The following is a 15,757-nucleotide window of genomic DNA, read 5'->3' as shown; positions in this document are numbered from 1 at the left end:
AGGGACAAGGACTCCTACCGGCATGAGCCCCCTCATTCTTCTGTCGATCGTGTTGCAGATCGCCTGCTGCGTGCATGTGGTGCGGAGCGGACGGCCGCTGTACTGGATCCTGATCCTGCTGACATTTTCGTATCTGGCGGTGTTGATCTACGCGTTTGTCGCGCTCATCCCGGACATGCGTAACGACCCGAGCGCACGCCGCAGCCTGCAACGCGTGCGCCGGACGCTGGACCCGCAGCGCGACCAGCGCGATGCCGCACGCAAACTGGATGTCTCCGACACTCCGGAAAACCGCCGCCAGCTGGCCCGCACCCTGCTCGAACAGGGCAATCATGCGCAGGCCGCCGAGGTCTACGAAGGCGCCTTGCGCGGGCTGTATCGCGACGACCCGGACCTGATGCTGGGGCTGGCGCAGGCGCAGTTCGGTCTTGGCAATGCCGCGCAGGCACGCCAGACCCTGGATGCCTTGATCGCCGCAAACCCCAACTTCCGCTCGCATGACGGGCATCTGCTATACGCGCGTGCGGTGGAAAGCAGCGGCACCATCGAAGAAGCGCTGCACGAATACCAGACGCTGGTGCAGGGCTATCCTGGCGAAGAGGCACGCGTGCGCTATGCGCAGTTATTGCAACGCGCTGCGCGTCCGGAGCAAGCCAAGGCCGTGTTCGACCAGGTAATCCGTCGCGCCGCCGCCTCGCCCAAGCATTACCAGCGTGAGCAACGCGGCTGGATCGATCAGGCGCGCAAGGGCCTACGCGAGTTGGATTCGATCGCCTGAGTCAGGCCGGGGTATGCGCCATCTGCGCAAATCTGCCCCTTCCCACTCATTGGCGGCATGCAGCGACAGCGACCAGCGCGCCATGCAGCGACCGCACCGGAGTGGCACACGCCGACAAGGCGACGCTGCGCCGCCTTGTCGGCATCGCGGCCTAAAAAGGCTTGGCCAGCACCAGCCAGATCACACCGACCAGCAGGATCACCGGCACCTCGTTGAACAAGCGCAATGCCCGCCCGCTCGGGACCGCGCGGCCCTGGTCCACGCCCTTCAACCAGCTCCCGGCCACGATGTAATGCGCCAGGATCAAGGCCACCGCCAACAGCTTGGCGTGCAGCCAGCCGCCGGTCACCATCGTCGGGAAGTCGGGGATCACGCGATAGCCTTGCCACAGCACCGCACCCAGCAGCAGCGCCAGACCGAGCATGCTGTGGCCGAACCTGTAGAGGCGGCGGCCCATCAGCACCAGCCGCGCACGCACGGACGGCTCGCTGCCGGCTTCGGCGATGTTGACCAGAATGCGCGGCAGATAGAACACCGCCGCCATCCAGGCGATCACGAACAGCAGATGGAAGGTCTTGATCCACAAATACAGGGTCATGCGCTGGCTCCGCTGGCTCGCGTAGGATGGCCCGCATTTTCACCTATCCGCGCACGCGAAAGCAGCTGAGCCCCATGCAGCAGTCAGACGAAAAACAGTACGACGCCCGGTATTTCCGCCGCTGGTACCGCGATGCCGGGCTGGCCGACCCGGCCCGCCTGCGACGCAAGGTCGCACTCGCCGTCGCACAGGCCGAGTATTACCTGGAACGACCGATCCGCAGCGTGCTGGATATCGGCTGCGGCGAAGCGGCCTGGCGCGCGCCCTTGTTGGCGCTGCGGCCCAAGCTCAGCTACCTGGGCTTCGACAGCAGCGCCTACGCCGTGCAGCGCTACGGACGCAGCCGGCAGATCCACCCCGCCCGCTTCGGCGATTTCGCCTGGCTACGCCCCGGCGCACCGGTGGACCTGCTGATCTGCTCGGACGTGCTGCATTACGTGCCCACGCGCGAGTTCAACCAGGGCCTGCCGGGGCTGGCCGACATGTGCGCGGGCGTGGCGTTTCTGGAGACCTTTGCGCAGGAAGACGCATTCGAAGGCGACCACGACGGCTTCCAGCCCCGCCCGGCGCGCTGGTATCGCAAGCGCTTTGCCAGCGTCGGATTCGCTGCGCTGGGGTCGCATTGCTGGTTGTCGCCGCAGCTGGCAGATGAGACATCTGCGCTGGAGCGCGCTTGACGAGTCCGTTGGCTACTTGAGGCACTTATTGCGTGTAGCTTCGCTCCGTACCCTCTCCCCAATCCCCACTCCGCGCCCCGGCCCGCGCTTGTGGCGCGGCGCTCCAAGGCACGCGCGCCATGGCGCGCAAGCAGTGCCTTCTCGCCCCGCAGGGAGAGGGGCTTGATTGTGCAGGCCGAACGTTACTCTGCTGGCGAACGCTATATTCCAGACGCACGAAGCTGTTCCTTCTCGCGCCGGGAGAAGGTGCCCCGCAGGGGCGGATGAGGGTACGTGCGAAGCCTCATGGAGTTTGAATGCACATGTGGCTTCGCCCATCCCCTCACCCCGCCCCCTGTCCCGAGAGGGCTTACCCTGCCGGCGAACGCGATCTGCAAGCCGTGCGAAGCCGCTCGAAAGACCACAACCAGCGGCAGACAAAGCTGCTTACGCCCGCCATACCTTCTATGACAGCCTCTACCGTCCGCAGCCCCATTAAGGTGCAAATGCGCCAAACCCGGTATGCTGCGCGGCAGCAAAACCGCACGGATGGGTGGAATGCTTTATCAACTGCATGAGCTGACCCGCAATCTGCTAGCCCCCTGGGTGCATCAGGCCCAGGCGAACGCCAAGATGTTCTCCGACCCCGACAGCCTGTGGGCTTCGCTGCCCGGCGCCGAACGCATGGCGGCCAGCAACGAGCTGTTCCATCGGCTGGGCAAGGAATACGAAAAGCCGGCCTGGGCACTGGACGATGTCGAGGTCGACGGCCATTCGTTGCCGATCATCGAACGCGAGGTGCTGAGCAAGCCATTCTGTCGCCTGCTGCGCTTCAAGCGCTTCAGCGACCACGTCGAGCTGATCGGCAAGATGAAGGAGCAACCGGCCGTGCTGGTGGTGGCGCCGTTATCCGGCCATCACGCCACCCTGCTGCGCGACACCGTGCGCACGCTGCTGCGCAACCACAAGGTCTATGTGACCGACTGGGTGGACGCGCGCATGGTGCCGCTGGAGGCAGGCGCGTTCCGGCTCGAGGACTACATCAGCTATATCCAGGACTTCATCCGCCATATCGGCGCCGAGCGCCTGCATGTGGTGAGCGTATGCCAGCCCACGGTACCGGTGTTGGCGGCGGTGTCGCTGATGGCGACCAACGACGAACCCACGCCGCGCTCGTTGGTGATGATGGGCGGGCCGATCGATGCACGCCGCAGCCCCACCCAGGTGAATAACCTGGCGACGGAAAACGGCATCGAGTGGTTCCAGAACAACCTGATCCACACCGTGCCATTCCCGTATCCGGGGCATGGCCGCCAGGTGTACCCGGGCTTTCTGCAGCACGCCGGCTTCCTGTCGATGAACCCCAATCGGCATGTGATGTCGCATTGGGATTTCTACACCGATCTGGTCAAGGGCGATCTGCAGGATGCGCAGGCGCATCGACAGTTCTACGACGAGTACAACGCCGTGCTCGACATGCCGGCCGAGTATTACCTGGACACGATCCGCGTGGTGTTTCAGGACTTCCTGCTGCCGCAGGGCAAGTGGAAGGTGGACGGCCAGCTGGTCAAGCCGTCGGCGATCCGCAACACCGCCCTGTTGAGCATCGAAGGCGAACTGGACGATATCGCCGGGCTCGGCCAGACCGAAGCGGTGCACGATCTGTGCACCGGTATCGATGCGGCGCACCGTCGCCATCTGGTGGTGGAAGGGGCCGGCCATTACGGCATTTTCAGTGGCCGCCGCTGGCGCGAAGTGGTCTACCCGCAGGTGCGCGAGTTCATCGCGCGCTATGACGCAGACCCGGTCGGCAGCCGCGACCCCGCCACCGTCACGCCCATCCGCAAGCGCGGCAAGCGCGCCTGAGCGCACGCACAAACGCTCCCGGTCGTCGTCGACCGGGAGCGTTTTTTTATGCGCGCGACTGCCTCATCCATATCTGCAGCAACACATGCGTGCGGCCGTCGTCGTGTCTGAACCACTCGCGGAGGACGCAGGCCTGCTCAGCGAGACCGCCTGCGCGAGGCCGCCTGCATCGATCCACTCAGATCGCACCGCTCTTGACCAGCAGATGCTTGGCCAGCATGCCGTGCACAGCGCCGATCGCACGCGCCAGGTGCAGGGTCACGAACAGCAGCAGCACACCGAGCACGCAGATCGGCAGCGTCAGCCATCCATTGACGACATCCACACCACCGAAGGTCATCACCACGCCGGAGTCGAACAGTGACAGCACGGGCGCGACGACGAACCCCAGCGAAATCGCCAGCAGCGTGACGAATACCGTGAAGTACACGATGCCCAGCGGCAGCATCAGCAGGAAGTACAGCATGGTGCTCCAGGTGCGCAGGTCGGTGAACATCTCGCCGATCCGCTGCAGCCAGCCGCCCTGCAGGCCCGGATGGGACGGCCGGCGCGGCATGCGCACCCCCAGCAAGGTTTCCACCACGCGCCCTTCCACCAGCGACAGCATCCGCACCGAGCCGAAGAACAGCACCAGCAGCGGCACGCCGATGATCAGGATCAACAGGCCCAACGACAGGCTGCCCCCGGCAACCACCCAGGTGAAATAGAAGATGCCGGTCAACAGCGACAGCAACATGTAGAACAGCGCGCCGTAGGTGCGCGGGTCGGCGGCCACACCGAAGAACTTGCCGATCCATGAGGCACGGCGAGGCGGCAGCGGCGGGCGCAGCGCACGGCTGACGGTGACTTCGGTTTCGCGATAGATCTCGGCTACCTCATCCGGCGCGCCATAGCTGCCGGCGACGCCTGCGATGACCTCCGCTTCGCTCTTGTCACGGTGTTCGGCAAGCTCGGCGCGCAGATATTCTTCGGCGTCGTAAAGCGCATCCTGGACCATCGCCGGGTCGGCACCGGCCAGCGCCTGCCGCAGTTGCGTCAGGTAATCGGCAATGGTGGTCGGCAACGGACGTGTTTGTGCGATCGTCATCATGAGTGGGTCCCCTCCAGCACGGAATCAACGGAATCACGGGTGGCGCGCCAAGCGGCGATCCATTGGCGCAGGCAGTCATGCCCGCTGTCGGTAATGCGGTAGTAGCGTCGCGGCGGTCCCGATGCGGACGGCTCGATATGGCTGTGCAACAGCCCCGACCCTTCCAGATTGCGCAACACCGGATACAAGGCGCTCTGTTTGCCGCTGAGCACTCCCTCCAGCCGCTCAAGCCGCTTGGCGATCAAATAGCCGTACAGCGGTTCTTCGGCCTGGGCCAGCACCGCCAGCAAGGCCAGCGACACGGTGCCTGCACTCAGCTCCTTCTGGAATTTGCGCAGGTAGACATCCGGCTCGCTCATCGGTCATCTCCGCTAGGTCGAAGCTCATACTATGTAGAACCTAGCTATAGCGAATGTGCCGGTAGTCATGGGCGGTGATGGGGGAGTCGGCATTGGGGATTTGCGAAAGCAAAAACAAAGGCGGGGCCGCCGGCTCGCTTGGGCAATCGTCGGCATCGCAATGCGGTCCACCGCAGCCCCAGCGCCGCCGTTGCCAACCCCGCAATGCCCAATCCCCACTCCCCGCCCCACTCGCGCTCGCCTGTGCAAACCCCAGTGCGTTCATGAGCTTAGAACCTTTGGGTTACTGCCTTTCTGGCACGGCTTAACTACAGTCGACGTCCCCCGTGCCGATAAGTTTCGCTCAGGGGTTTTTCACTTTCGACGGGGCAATACGATGCAATTGACACGCTTGGCGCAGCCGGCCATGGCTGAAACTTCCTTTGGAGCCACCCGGCGCCTGTGCCTTGCGATCGGGTTGGCGCTGCCGGTGCTGGGCTTTGCGCAGACACAGCCTGCGCCAGCCAATGCCGAACAGACCCAGCCGGAGCCTGCCAAGCCGCCGGTCACCGCCGCACCCGCCACCGCCAAGGGCTACCCGCTCGAGGCGCAGGGCTGGGGCGCCAAGCAGGGCGGCAACATGTGGCAGGTGCGCTGGGCCGAGGACTGGTCTTATCTGAAGGACCCATCCAAGCGCAAGAGCCCGTTCGACCCGCTCAAGTACATCCCGCTCAATGCGTCGGGCGACGTGTACCTGTCGCTCAGCAACGAGCTGCGCGTGCGCAGCAATACCATCACCAACCCGGGCCTGATTCCCGGCAGCCATTCGCAGCAGCAATACCTGTTGCGCGCGTTCTTCGGTGCGGACCTGCATGTGGGCGAACACTTCCGTCTGTATACGGAACTGGCGCACGGCAGCCTGGATGGACGCAACGAGGGCGCCAAGACCGGTACCCAGGAAAACAACGCGATCCTGCAGCAGGTCTTCTTCGACGTGAAGGGCAACATCGGCGGCGCCGACACCGGCCTGCGGGTCGGCCGCCAGGTGTTCGTCGACGGCCCCACCACCTTGATGGCGCTGCGCGACAACACCGATATCTTCGTGACCTTCAACGGTGCGCGCGCCTGGGCGATCGGCGAAAAGACCCGCGTGGACGTGTTCGATTTCAACTTCAACCTGGATGGCACCGAAGGCCTGGGTGACGACCGCATCGACCGTTCGCGGCATTTCCGTGGCGTGGTGGGCGGCTATCGGTTGCCGACCGCCAAACCGATGTATCTGGAGCCGTTCTTCTATCAGTTCCGCAACGACAACCAGGTGTGGGGCCGCCAGACCGCGGAAGAAAACCGCAACTACTACGGCCTGCGGTTGTGGGGCAACGTGGGCAAGCTGCGTACCGACTCGTTCGTGACCGTGCAACGCGGCAGCTTCGGCGGGCGCGACCTGCGCGCCTACATGGCCAGCACCTCCAATGCGTGGACGCTGAGCGACAACGGCTGGAAGCCGCGCCTGGGCTTCCACAGCGAAATCGCCTCCGGCGGCGGCGGCACCTCCGGCACCGGCACGCTGCGCAACAACAACTTCCTGTACGGCAATACGATCTACTTCAGCTGGGCCACGTTCTTTGGCCCGGTGAACCTGGTCACCGCCGCCCCGACGTTCACCTTCTCGCCCACCTCCAAGCTCACCGTGAACCTGGAATGGGAAACCCTGTGGCGGCAGACCACCAGCGATGCGATCTACAACAATCAGGCGCGCGCCTATGCACGCACCCAGGGCACCGGCGAGCGCCGCATCGGCACCATGCCGCGCATCAACGCGACGTGGAATATCGATCCGAACTGGTCGGTGACCTTCCGCGCCGAGCATCTGATGGCAGGGCCTGCACTGGAGAAGGCCGGTTACGGCGATTCGACCTTCGTGATGGGCTGGTTGAACTTCCGGTTCTAAACGCCGTTTGTCGGCGCTGCAATGTGCCGACCCGGTGTGCGTGCGTTTCTAAACCAGTCGCTGTTGGATCACATGCCGCGTCCGGCAAGGACGCGGCATGTTGGTTTTCAGCCTTGATCGTTTTGATGCCCCGGGGTTTTTCGCACGCTGCACGCAACAGACAAGCGCTACCCTCGGTCACTTGTGGCGACGGATGGTCGCGCTGCTCCGCCGGTCGACCACGCCGCAACCGGCTGCGTTGCACGCAAACGCGGTCCGCATCCGTCATCGGCCTGACGGTGCCGGGCACATCGAAAAGGCACTGTCCTTACTGAATCAACGGCGCCCGGCGCTCTGTCTCAAGCGCACTGCCCGCCAACGGCCAGCGGTCGTCAGCTGCGCTTGCTTCCGGTCTTGCGTATTGCCGCAGCAGCAGGCTGTTGCCGTCGGAGCCAGCCTGCAGGGCGCGCGCCTGCCCGCGTAGCGCAGGTGGGAGGTCGGCCACCCGCTGCGCGAGCGGCCTTGCATCGGTCGGGCGATCGCGCAACCACTGCACCGCCGACAGCGCGCGCAGTGCAGCAGCGGCGTCCTGCATCTTGTGCTGGTAATTGGCGTAGTCCGGCTGCCCCGCACTTGCCAGCAGGCAGCCCATCAAATTGGCCACGCAGGCCACCGATGCCGTTTGAGGCGCCGGAATCAGCGTTTGCGGCACCGGCTGATCCTGCGCCAGCAAGGTGCGCACCGGCGCGCTGCAGGCCCAGGTATAGGTGGGTGCGAGCAAGGCTTGGGTGCGTTCCCGATCGAACACGCGCAGCGACATCCGCTCTTCCCAGGACAGGTTGCCTGTTTGCGAGAGCACCTTCTCCTTCAGAAGCGAAAACGCCATACGCGACTCACCGTGCAAGGCATTGCACAGCGCGATGTCGTCTACGGCCAGCGGCATAAAGGCAGTGGCGCACTGCGCGGGCAACGGGTGCTGCGCCGGCAGTTCGGCCAGCATGTCGGCGAGCAGATACGCATTGGCGCGCAACATCGCCGCGCCGATCAACGGCATCACCAGATTATCGCCACTGCGCAGCAGCACCCGCGCCGTCTGCGCATCGGCGCAGACACCCGATAACGCCTGCAGCGTGCGGCCCTGCACGAAGTCCAGTGCGTTGCCGGTCATCGACAACGGCAACCGTGGCGACTCCGGCAGCGGCGCAGTGATGTCTGCGCGGAACGGGCTGCGGTAATCGGCGTACGTGGCCAGCGCGCGCAGCCTGGCCAACAGCGGCGCCTGGGCGGCCAGCGCATCGGCATAGGCCTGCGGCTGCTGGCGCACGCGCTCCAGGCAGCCGCCGGCGCTGGCGCTGCATAGCGCAGGGGCAGACGATGGCCAGTGCGGCGGGCCCGGGACATGCGCCAAAGCACTCCGAAAGGGAGTACCTGCCGGCAAGCGGTTGAACCGTTCCACATCCTCGGCCAGCAGGCTCTCTCGCTGCGCCTCGGGCATGGCGTAGGACAGCGACCAGAGCGCGACGAACATGTTGGTTCCGCGCAACGGCGGCGGCGGTTGCCGCAGCTGCGCCAGCGCCTGGCGTTGCGGCTCGGGAATCGGCCAGCGCCTGGAAACCGCATACAGCGCCACCAACGCTGCCAGCAGGATGCAGACACCCAACAAAGCCGACTTGAGGAATCTGCCGAGCATGCGCGTTCAACCTTCCTTGGAGAGGGCACATCTTAGTGCGAGAGCATGCGCAAACGACAACCCGAGCGAACGCGCATCGCCCCCCCCCCCTGGGCGAGATATTTCAGGATGCAAAAAGCATCGGCATCCGTTCGACGGACGACCGCACCCCGCCAAGCCAAGGCACCACGGCACTGCTCACCTTCCATAACCCATGTTTCGCTTGAGCACGGCGCTATCAAGCTCAGTCTCCCAGGCAGTCGCGGCTGTCATAGGCGCATCCGGCGCCGTGCGCCCCTCCTCCTGGCGGGAAAAGGAAGCGAGCTGCTGCTGCCTTGCGCACGCAACGTGTCACTGCGTGTTGGTCACCTTTCAGCACGCAGCAGTGCATCTTTTACCAATCCCCAATGCCCAATCCCGAATCCCCGCCCCACCTGCACCGGACGCGGCCGAATGCCTACACTACGCAGATGTCCGAATCCCCCACTCCGCATCCCCGCCCTTCCCTGCAACGCGTGTTTCTGACCGGGTTGCTGACCCTGCTGCCGGTCTGGCTGACATGGGTGGTGGTGAAGTTCGTCTTTTCACTGCTCTCTGGCATCAGCAGCCCGTGGGTGGTGCCATTGTCCGAGCGCATCGCGGCCTCGTTTCCCGATTACCTGGGCTGGATCAAGGCGCTGTGGGTGCAGAACACCATCGCACTGATCGCCACAGTGGGGGCGATCCTGTTCGTCGGCATCCTGAGCCGGCGGGTGATCGGCCAACGTTTGCTGCGCTGGTTCGAGGCGATCATGCGGCGTATCCCGCTGGCCAGCGTGGTCTACGACAGCGCGCGCAAACTGCTCGACATCCTGCAGACCCAGCCCGGTAGCACGCAGCGCGTGGTGCTGATCGACTTCCCGCATCGCGACATGAAGTCGGTCGGCTTGGTCACGCGCGTGATCAAGGAGCAAGGCACCGGCCGTGAGCTGGCGGCGGTGTATGTGCCGACCACGCCCAACCCCACCTCCGGCTATCTGGAAATCGTGCCGGTCGAACTGCTCACGCCCACCGACTGGAGCGTGGACCAGGCGATGAGTTTCATCATTTCCGGTGGCGCGGTTGCGCCGGAGTCGGTTCCCTTCACCCGTACTGCGGATCGCTGAAGCCCATGACACACACGCGTACCCTCGACGATCGTGCGGTCCGCCTGTTCATTGCCTTGGCGGCATTCTTCTGCGTCAACGCGGCCCTGGCCGAGTTCATCGGCGTCAAGATCTTCGCACTGGAAGACACCCTCGGCATCGCGCCGCTGAACTGGAACCTGTTCGGCCAGACCGGTTCGCTCAGCTTCACCGCCGGCACCTTGCTGTGGCCGGTGGTGTTCATCATGACCGACACCATCAACGAGTTCTTCGGCAGCCGCGGGGTGCGTTTCATCTCGTGGGTGGCGGTTGCGCTGATCGGCTACGGTTTCGTGTTCGCGTTTGCCGCCATCGCATTAGCGCCGGCAGGCTGGTGGGTGACCGCGGCGCAGAGCCAGGGCGTGCCGGATTACCAGGCCGCATTCGTGGCGGTGTTCGGGCAGGGATTGTGGACGATCGGCGGCTCGCTGGTGGCCTTCCTGTTCGGCCAGTTGATCGACGTGTCGGTGTTCCATCGCATCCGCAAGGTCACCGGCGAAAAACACGTCTGGCTGCGCGCCACCGGCTCCACCGCAGTGTCGCAGTTGGTGGACAGCTTCGTGGTGATCTACATCGCGTTCGTGCTTGGCCCGCAGCATTGGTCCACCGACCAGTTCCTGGCGGTGAGCACACTCAACTACATCTACAAGATGGGTTTTGCGATCGCCTTGATTCCGCTGCTATACCTTGCGCGCCGCGCCATCAGCGCGTATCTGGGTGCCGAACGCGCCGAGCAGTTGCGCGAAGAAGCCGCTGCCGACTAAGAGCGGCCACCAAACGTAGCGCGCAGTCGTCGGCTGGGGCCGACCGCGCACTCGGCATCGGGGTACCCGCGTGGTCCCCGTGGGGCCAAGTACCGGCCGCGCCCGTCTGGCGGTGAGCACAGGCGTTTTGTCGGCTGCTCTTGAGACGGCGCGGTGCCCACACGGTGCCTGACCGAGGCCGGCAGCGCCCATGGCAGCACGCTGCGCGGCGGGTTATCGCAGCGCACCATTGCAGCCAGGCCCCCTCCGCTGCCCGTGCCGCATCTGAATTGCATGCACGCCGCATGCGCCGCACGGCTGGCCGTAACGGTGCGGATCGGGCAAGCTCCCCGCTCGCTTGTTTCCGGAGCCGGTAATGCCCCTCAGCTTTTCCCGCCTGCTGTCGCTGGCCCTCGCCGCCGTGTTGAGCCTGTCAGTGGCAGCGCCCGCCGATGCGGCCAAGAAGAAGACCGCCAAGGCACAGACCACGCAGACGCGCGCGAAGGCGAGCAAAGGCAAGAAGACCACCAAGCCGGCGGCCAAGGCCTCCAAGACGGCCAAAGGCAGCAAGGCCGCCAAGGCCAGGCCGCGCGCAGTGGCCGCACCGGTGGTGCTGACCAAGGCGCAGCAACTCAACCTGCTCTACGACCAGTACTGGGACGCTTCGCTCAAGCTCAACCCGCTGCAGGCCACCTTCCAGGGCGAGACCCGCTACAACGACCAGCTGCCCAACTTCCTGTCGCCGGCGTTCCGCCAGCAGTCGCACGATTTCACCGTGCTGTGGCTGGGCAAGGCCGAAGCACTGGGGCCGGACGGTCTGAGCGGGCAGGACCTGCTCAGCTACCAGATCTTCGTGCGCGATGCGCGCAGCGCCCTGGCAGCCGAGCAGTTCCCCAGCTGGATGCTACCGATCAACCAGTTCTACAACATCGCCAGCATTACGGTGGTGCTGGGCTCGGGCACCGGCGCGCAGCCGTTCAAGACGGTCAAGGATTACGACAACTGGTCGCGGCGTGCGCTGGGCATTCCCGACCTGTTCGATCAGGCCATCACCAACATGCGCGCCGGCATGCAGGCCGGCGTGGTGCAGCCCAAGGTACTGATGCAGAAGGTGTTGCCGCAGCTGGATGCGATCATCGCGCGCAGCGCCGAAGACAGCCTGTTCTGGGGGCCGATCCGCAACCTGCCGGCCGACATCCCCGAGGCCGACAAGCAGCGCCTCACCGCCGAGTACAAGCGGCTGATCGAAGTGCGCATCCTGCCGGCCTATCGCGCGCTGCGCGGTTTCATCGCCACCGAATACCTGCCCGCCTGCCGTGACAGCGACGGCCTGGCCGCGCTGCCCAATGGCGCGGCGTGGTACGCCTATGACGTGCGGCAAAGCACCACCTCCGACCTGAGCCCGGAGCAGATCCACCAGATCGGGCTGGAGGAGGTCGCGCGCCTGCAGGGCGAGATCACCGCGCTGACCAAGCAGGTCAAGTTCCGCGGCAACCTGCCCAAGTTCTACAAGTTCATGCAGACCGACAAGCGCTTCGGCTTCCGCAGCGACACCGAGCTGCTGGGGTACTACCGTGGCCTGCAGGGGCGCGTGCAAGGCGCAGTGCCGCGGCTGTTCGCCCTGCAGGGCATTCCGGAGCTGGAAGTACGCGCGGTGGAACCGCAGCGCGCGCAATCGGCTGCCAGCGGCTCGTACATGCGTCCCAGCGTCACCGGCAGCAATGGCGGCACCCCGGGCATCTTCTACGTCAATACCTCCGACCTGCCCTCGCGCAAGACCTGGGAAGCGGAGAGCCTGTACCTGCACGAAGCGATTCCGGGCCACCACTACCAGCTCGGGCTGCAGCAGCAGCTGACCGACCTGCCCAAGTTCCGCCGCCTCGGAGGCGAGACCGCCTACATCGAGGGCTGGGGGCTGTACGCCGAATCGCTGGGGCGCGAGTTGGGGCTGTATCAGGACCCCTACAACTATTACGGCTACCTGCAAAACGCATTGTGGCGCTCGATCCGGCTGGTTGCCGATACCGGCCTGCACAGCAAGGGCTGGACGCGGGCCCAGGCCATCGACTACATGCTGGACAACTCGGCGATGAGCCGCACCGATGCCGAAGCCGAAGTCGACCGCTACATGGCCATCCCCGGCCAGGCGCTGGCCTACAAGGTCGGCGAGATGAAGATCGCGCAGCTGCGCGAGCAGGCGCAGCGCGAGCTGGGGCCGCGCTTCGACGTCCGTGCCTTCCATACCGAAGTACTCAAGGATGGCTCGGTGCCGCTGGAGATCCTGCAGGACAAGATCCAGCGCTGGATCGCAACGCAAAAAGGGTGAGCGCGGCATCACGGTCGTCAAGCCACTGCAGGTCACGCGCTCCGGACCAGGCGCGTCACCTGTGGGCATCGCCCAAGGCGCGGGCTAGCTGACGCCGCGCCAGCGTCTGCCATTGGCACACACGCGGCTGACCGGTCCGTCCGACGCCCTGCCCTGCGATGAACGCCGCCGCTTTACCGGCTGCGTTCAACCCGCCACGCGTGCGGCTGCCAGCGCTGCAATGTCGCGCGGCGTGGTGCGGCAGCAGCCGCCGATCAGGCGCGCGCCTGCAGCCACCCACTGCGCGTGCTGGTCTGCCAGGCTGCAGGCCGGCGCATCGCCGGCATGCCAGCGCTTGTCGCCAGCATCGTAGTGCTCGCCGGAGTTGGGATACACCACCAGCGGCAAGGCGGTCAGCGCCGACAGGCTCTGCAATGCGGCGGTGACCCGATCCAGCGCGATGCAGTTGATCCCCACCGCGATCACCTGCACGCAGGCATCCAGCGCCGGAATCACCTGCGCCAGCGGCGTGCCATCGCTCAGATGGTCGGCATCGCGCAAGGTGAAGGAGAACCACGCATGCAATTGCGGGAACTCTTCCAGCAGCAGACGTAAAGCCACGATCTCGTTCGCCGAGGGCAGCGTCTCGCAGGCCAGCACATCCACGCCCGCCGCTGCCAGCGCGGCGATGCGCGGGCGATGGAAGTCCATCAATTGCGCCAATGGCAACGCATAGTCGCCGCGGTATTCCGAACCATCGGCCAGATAGGCGCCATACGGCCCCACAGACCCGGCCACCCACAACGGCGCGTCCTGCGGTTGCATCTGCAGATGATCGGCACGCGCCTGCGCAGCCAGTGCCACGCTGCGCGCGATCAGCACCTGCGACTGCGCCAGATCCAGCCCGCGCGCCGCAAAGCCCAGCGGTGTGGCCTGGTAACTGGCGGTGATCGCACACTGCGCGCCGGCAGCGAAGTAGTCGCGATGCACCTGATAGATCAGCTCCGGTTGCTCCATCAGCACGCGCGCCGACCATAGCGCATCGTTGAGATCGCAGCCGCGTTGCTCCAGCTCGGTGGCAAGCGCGCCATCCAGCAGCACATACCCATCGTGCTGGAGCGCCGCACTGAAAGGCGCATCCACGCGCGGCTGGCGAGGAAGTGTCGTCATACGTGCAGTCTCCTGGCTGCGAGCCATCGGGTCAGTGCATAGGCGCCATAGCACAGTGCCACGAACGGGATCCCGCACCACAGCGCGATGCGCTGCTGCGGATCGAATGCCAAGCCGACACAGGCCAGCAGGCATAGCGTAAAGCCCAGGATCGGCGTCCACGGATACCACGGCGCGCGATAGGCCAATGTCTCTACTGCAAAGCCGTCGCGCAGCAACTGGCGCCGAAAAAAATAGTGCGAGGCGCAGATGCTCAGCCACACCACCACCACCGCAAAACCCGATACTGCCGAAATCGCCACGAACACGGTATCGGCCGCGTAGACGCCGGTGAGTAGCGCCAACAGGCCGCCCAACATGCTCAACAGCAAAGCAGGCAAGGGAATGCCGCGCTTTGTCAGGCGTGCAAGCCGCACCGGCAGCGTGCCTTCGTTGGCCAGCGACCACAGCATGCGCGCGGCTGCGTACAGGCCGGAATTGGCTGCGGACAGGATCGCGGTGAGGATCACCGCATTCAAGATATCAGCCGCATACGGAATGCCCAGCAGCTCGAACGCACGCACGAATGGGCTGGTGTCCACCGCTGCCTGCTCGGCGGGTAACAGTGCGGCAAGCACCAGCACCGTGCCGACGAACAACACCACCAAGCGCACCAGCGTGGTGCGGATCGCCAGCGGAATCGCACGCGCCGGCTGCGCGGTTTCGCCTGCGGCAACGCCGATCAATTCGGTGCCGGAGAAGGCGAAATTCACCGCCACCATCGTCATCAGAATCGGCAGCGTGCCTTGCGCAAACCAGCCGTCGGCACGCAGATGGCGCAGCCCGGGCGCGGGCGAGCCATTGGCCAACGGAAGCAGGCCGATCACCGCCGCGCCACCCAGCAGGATGAACACCAGGATCGTGATCACCTTGATCAACGAAAACCAGAACTCGCCCTCGGCAAACCAGCGCGCCGACACCGTGTTCAGGCCGAAGATCAGCGCGCAGAACAGCACACACCACGGCCACGCCGGCGTGTGCGGGAACCAGTACTGCATGCAGAACGCCGCAGCGGTCAGGCTCGAACCCAGCGCCACCGTCCAGGTCAACCAGTACAACCACGCCACCACGTACCCGGTGGCCGGGCCAAGGTAGCGCGCCGCATACACATGGAAGGCACCGGTCTGCGGCATCGCCACCGCCAGTTCGCCCAGGCATTGCATCACCAGATACACCACCAGCGCACCGATCAGGTAGGCGATCACCGTGCCCAACGCACCGGTGCTGGCAATGATGTAGCCGGTGTTGAAGAACAGCCCGGTGCCGATGACCCCGCCCAGCGAGAGCATCACCAGATGGCGCACCTGCATGCTGCGCTGGAATTGCGGTGCGGCGCTGGACGACGGCTCGGGCATCGGCGTGTCTGATCGGTGGCAGCGCATCCTGCCATGCGCGCGCAGGCGAGCACAGCC

Annotated in this window: 13 protein-coding genes; 7 read left to right on the top strand and 6 right to left on the bottom strand. The window is 65.3% G+C overall.

Annotated elements, in window-relative coordinates:
- The first annotated feature begins 22 nt into the window (after window positions 1–22).
- Window positions 23–778 (top strand): tetratricopeptide repeat protein, encoded by a 756-nt coding sequence (locus tag VZ068_RS07805; RefSeq protein ID WP_259153481.1) that lies wholly within the window; start codon window positions 23–25, stop codon window positions 776–778.
- A 151-nt stretch (window positions 779–929) separates the two neighbouring features.
- Here VZ068_RS07805 and VZ068_RS07800 read toward each other — a convergent pair whose 3' ends face one another.
- Window positions 930–1,376, bottom strand: a complete 447-nt coding sequence (locus tag VZ068_RS07800) for a CopD family protein (RefSeq protein WP_349657345.1) — start codon at window positions 1,374–1,376, stop codon at window positions 930–932.
- 74 nt (window positions 1,377–1,450) lie between these two features.
- On the opposite strand from VZ068_RS07800, the gene VZ068_RS07795 reads away from it, so the two are divergent.
- Together VZ068_RS07795 and VZ068_RS07790 are read left to right on the top strand one after the other, a co-directional pair.
- Window positions 1,451–2,053 (top strand): class I SAM-dependent methyltransferase, encoded by a 603-nt coding sequence (locus VZ068_RS07795; RefSeq protein ID WP_349657344.1) that lies wholly within the window; start codon window positions 1,451–1,453, stop codon window positions 2,051–2,053.
- Window positions 2,054–2,554: 501 nt separating this feature from the next.
- The gene (locus VZ068_RS07790) at window positions 2,555–3,898 is read left to right on the top strand and encodes a polyhydroxyalkanoate depolymerase (RefSeq protein ID WP_259153478.1); all 1,344 of its coding nucleotides are present in this window, start codon (window positions 2,555–2,557) and stop codon (window positions 3,896–3,898) included.
- A gap of 178 nt (window positions 3,899–4,076) precedes the next feature.
- Here VZ068_RS07790 and VZ068_RS07785 read toward each other — a convergent pair whose 3' ends face one another.
- Window positions 4,077–4,988, bottom strand: a complete 912-nt coding sequence (locus VZ068_RS07785; RefSeq protein WP_259153477.1) for a sensor domain-containing protein — start codon at window positions 4,986–4,988, stop codon at window positions 4,077–4,079.
- Complete coding sequence (locus tag VZ068_RS07780) at window positions 4,985–5,347, bottom strand: PadR family transcriptional regulator (RefSeq protein WP_349657343.1); 363 nt, start codon at window positions 5,345–5,347, stop codon at window positions 4,985–4,987. Before VZ068_RS07780 ends, VZ068_RS07785 begins: the two co-directional genes overlap by 4 nt.
- Before the next feature lie 376 nt (window positions 5,348–5,723).
- Between VZ068_RS07780 and VZ068_RS07775 the strand changes: the two genes are divergently transcribed.
- Window positions 5,724–7,277 carry an alginate export family protein gene (locus VZ068_RS07775; protein WP_349657342.1) on the top strand — a complete coding sequence of 518 codons (1,554 nt, stop codon included), beginning with the start codon at window positions 5,724–5,726 and terminating at the stop codon, window positions 7,275–7,277.
- A gap of 307 nt (window positions 7,278–7,584) precedes the next feature.
- Here the strand turns inward: VZ068_RS07775 and VZ068_RS07770 are convergent, their stop codons facing one another.
- Complete coding sequence (locus tag VZ068_RS07770; RefSeq protein ID WP_349657341.1) at window positions 7,585–8,946, bottom strand: hypothetical protein; 1,362 nt, start codon at window positions 8,944–8,946, stop codon at window positions 7,585–7,587.
- A 449-nt stretch (window positions 8,947–9,395) separates the two neighbouring features.
- Between VZ068_RS07770 and VZ068_RS07765 the strand changes: the two genes are divergently transcribed.
- From VZ068_RS07765 to VZ068_RS07755, 3 genes are all read left to right on the top strand, one after another.
- The gene (locus tag VZ068_RS07765) at window positions 9,396–10,070 is read left to right on the top strand and encodes a DUF502 domain-containing protein (protein WP_259165718.1); all 675 of its coding nucleotides are present in this window, start codon (window positions 9,396–9,398) and stop codon (window positions 10,068–10,070) included.
- Between the two features lie 5 nt (window positions 10,071–10,075).
- Entirely contained in the window at window positions 10,076–10,852 is a 777-nt protein-coding gene (locus tag VZ068_RS07760) for a queuosine precursor transporter (RefSeq protein WP_349657340.1), read from the top strand.
- A gap of 355 nt (window positions 10,853–11,207) precedes the next feature.
- Window positions 11,208–13,157, top strand: a complete 1,950-nt coding sequence (locus VZ068_RS07755; RefSeq protein ID WP_259153472.1) for a DUF885 family protein — start codon at window positions 11,208–11,210, stop codon at window positions 13,155–13,157.
- Window positions 13,158–13,343: 186 nt separating this feature from the next.
- Here VZ068_RS07755 and mmuM read toward each other — a convergent pair whose 3' ends face one another.
- Window positions 13,344–14,306: a homocysteine S-methyltransferase gene (mmuM, locus tag VZ068_RS07750; protein ID WP_349657339.1), complete on the bottom strand. Its 963-nt coding sequence runs from the start codon at window positions 14,304–14,306 to the stop codon at window positions 13,344–13,346.
- Window positions 14,303–15,700, bottom strand: coding sequence for an S-methylmethionine permease (gene mmuP, locus VZ068_RS07745; protein WP_349657338.1), 1,398 nt, complete (start codon window positions 15,698–15,700; stop codon window positions 14,303–14,305). The genes mmuM and mmuP overlap by 4 nt, the downstream gene beginning before the upstream one ends.
- Window positions 15,701–15,757 lie beyond the last annotated feature (57 nt).

It is taken from the genome of Xanthomonas sp. 10-10 (assembly GCF_040182365.1).
Classification (GTDB): domain Bacteria; phylum Pseudomonadota; class Gammaproteobacteria; order Xanthomonadales; family Xanthomonadaceae; genus Xanthomonas; species Xanthomonas arboricola_F.
The sequence above is the reverse complement of the archived record's forward strand: the minus strand, read 5'-3'. Positions and strand labels throughout refer to the sequence as shown.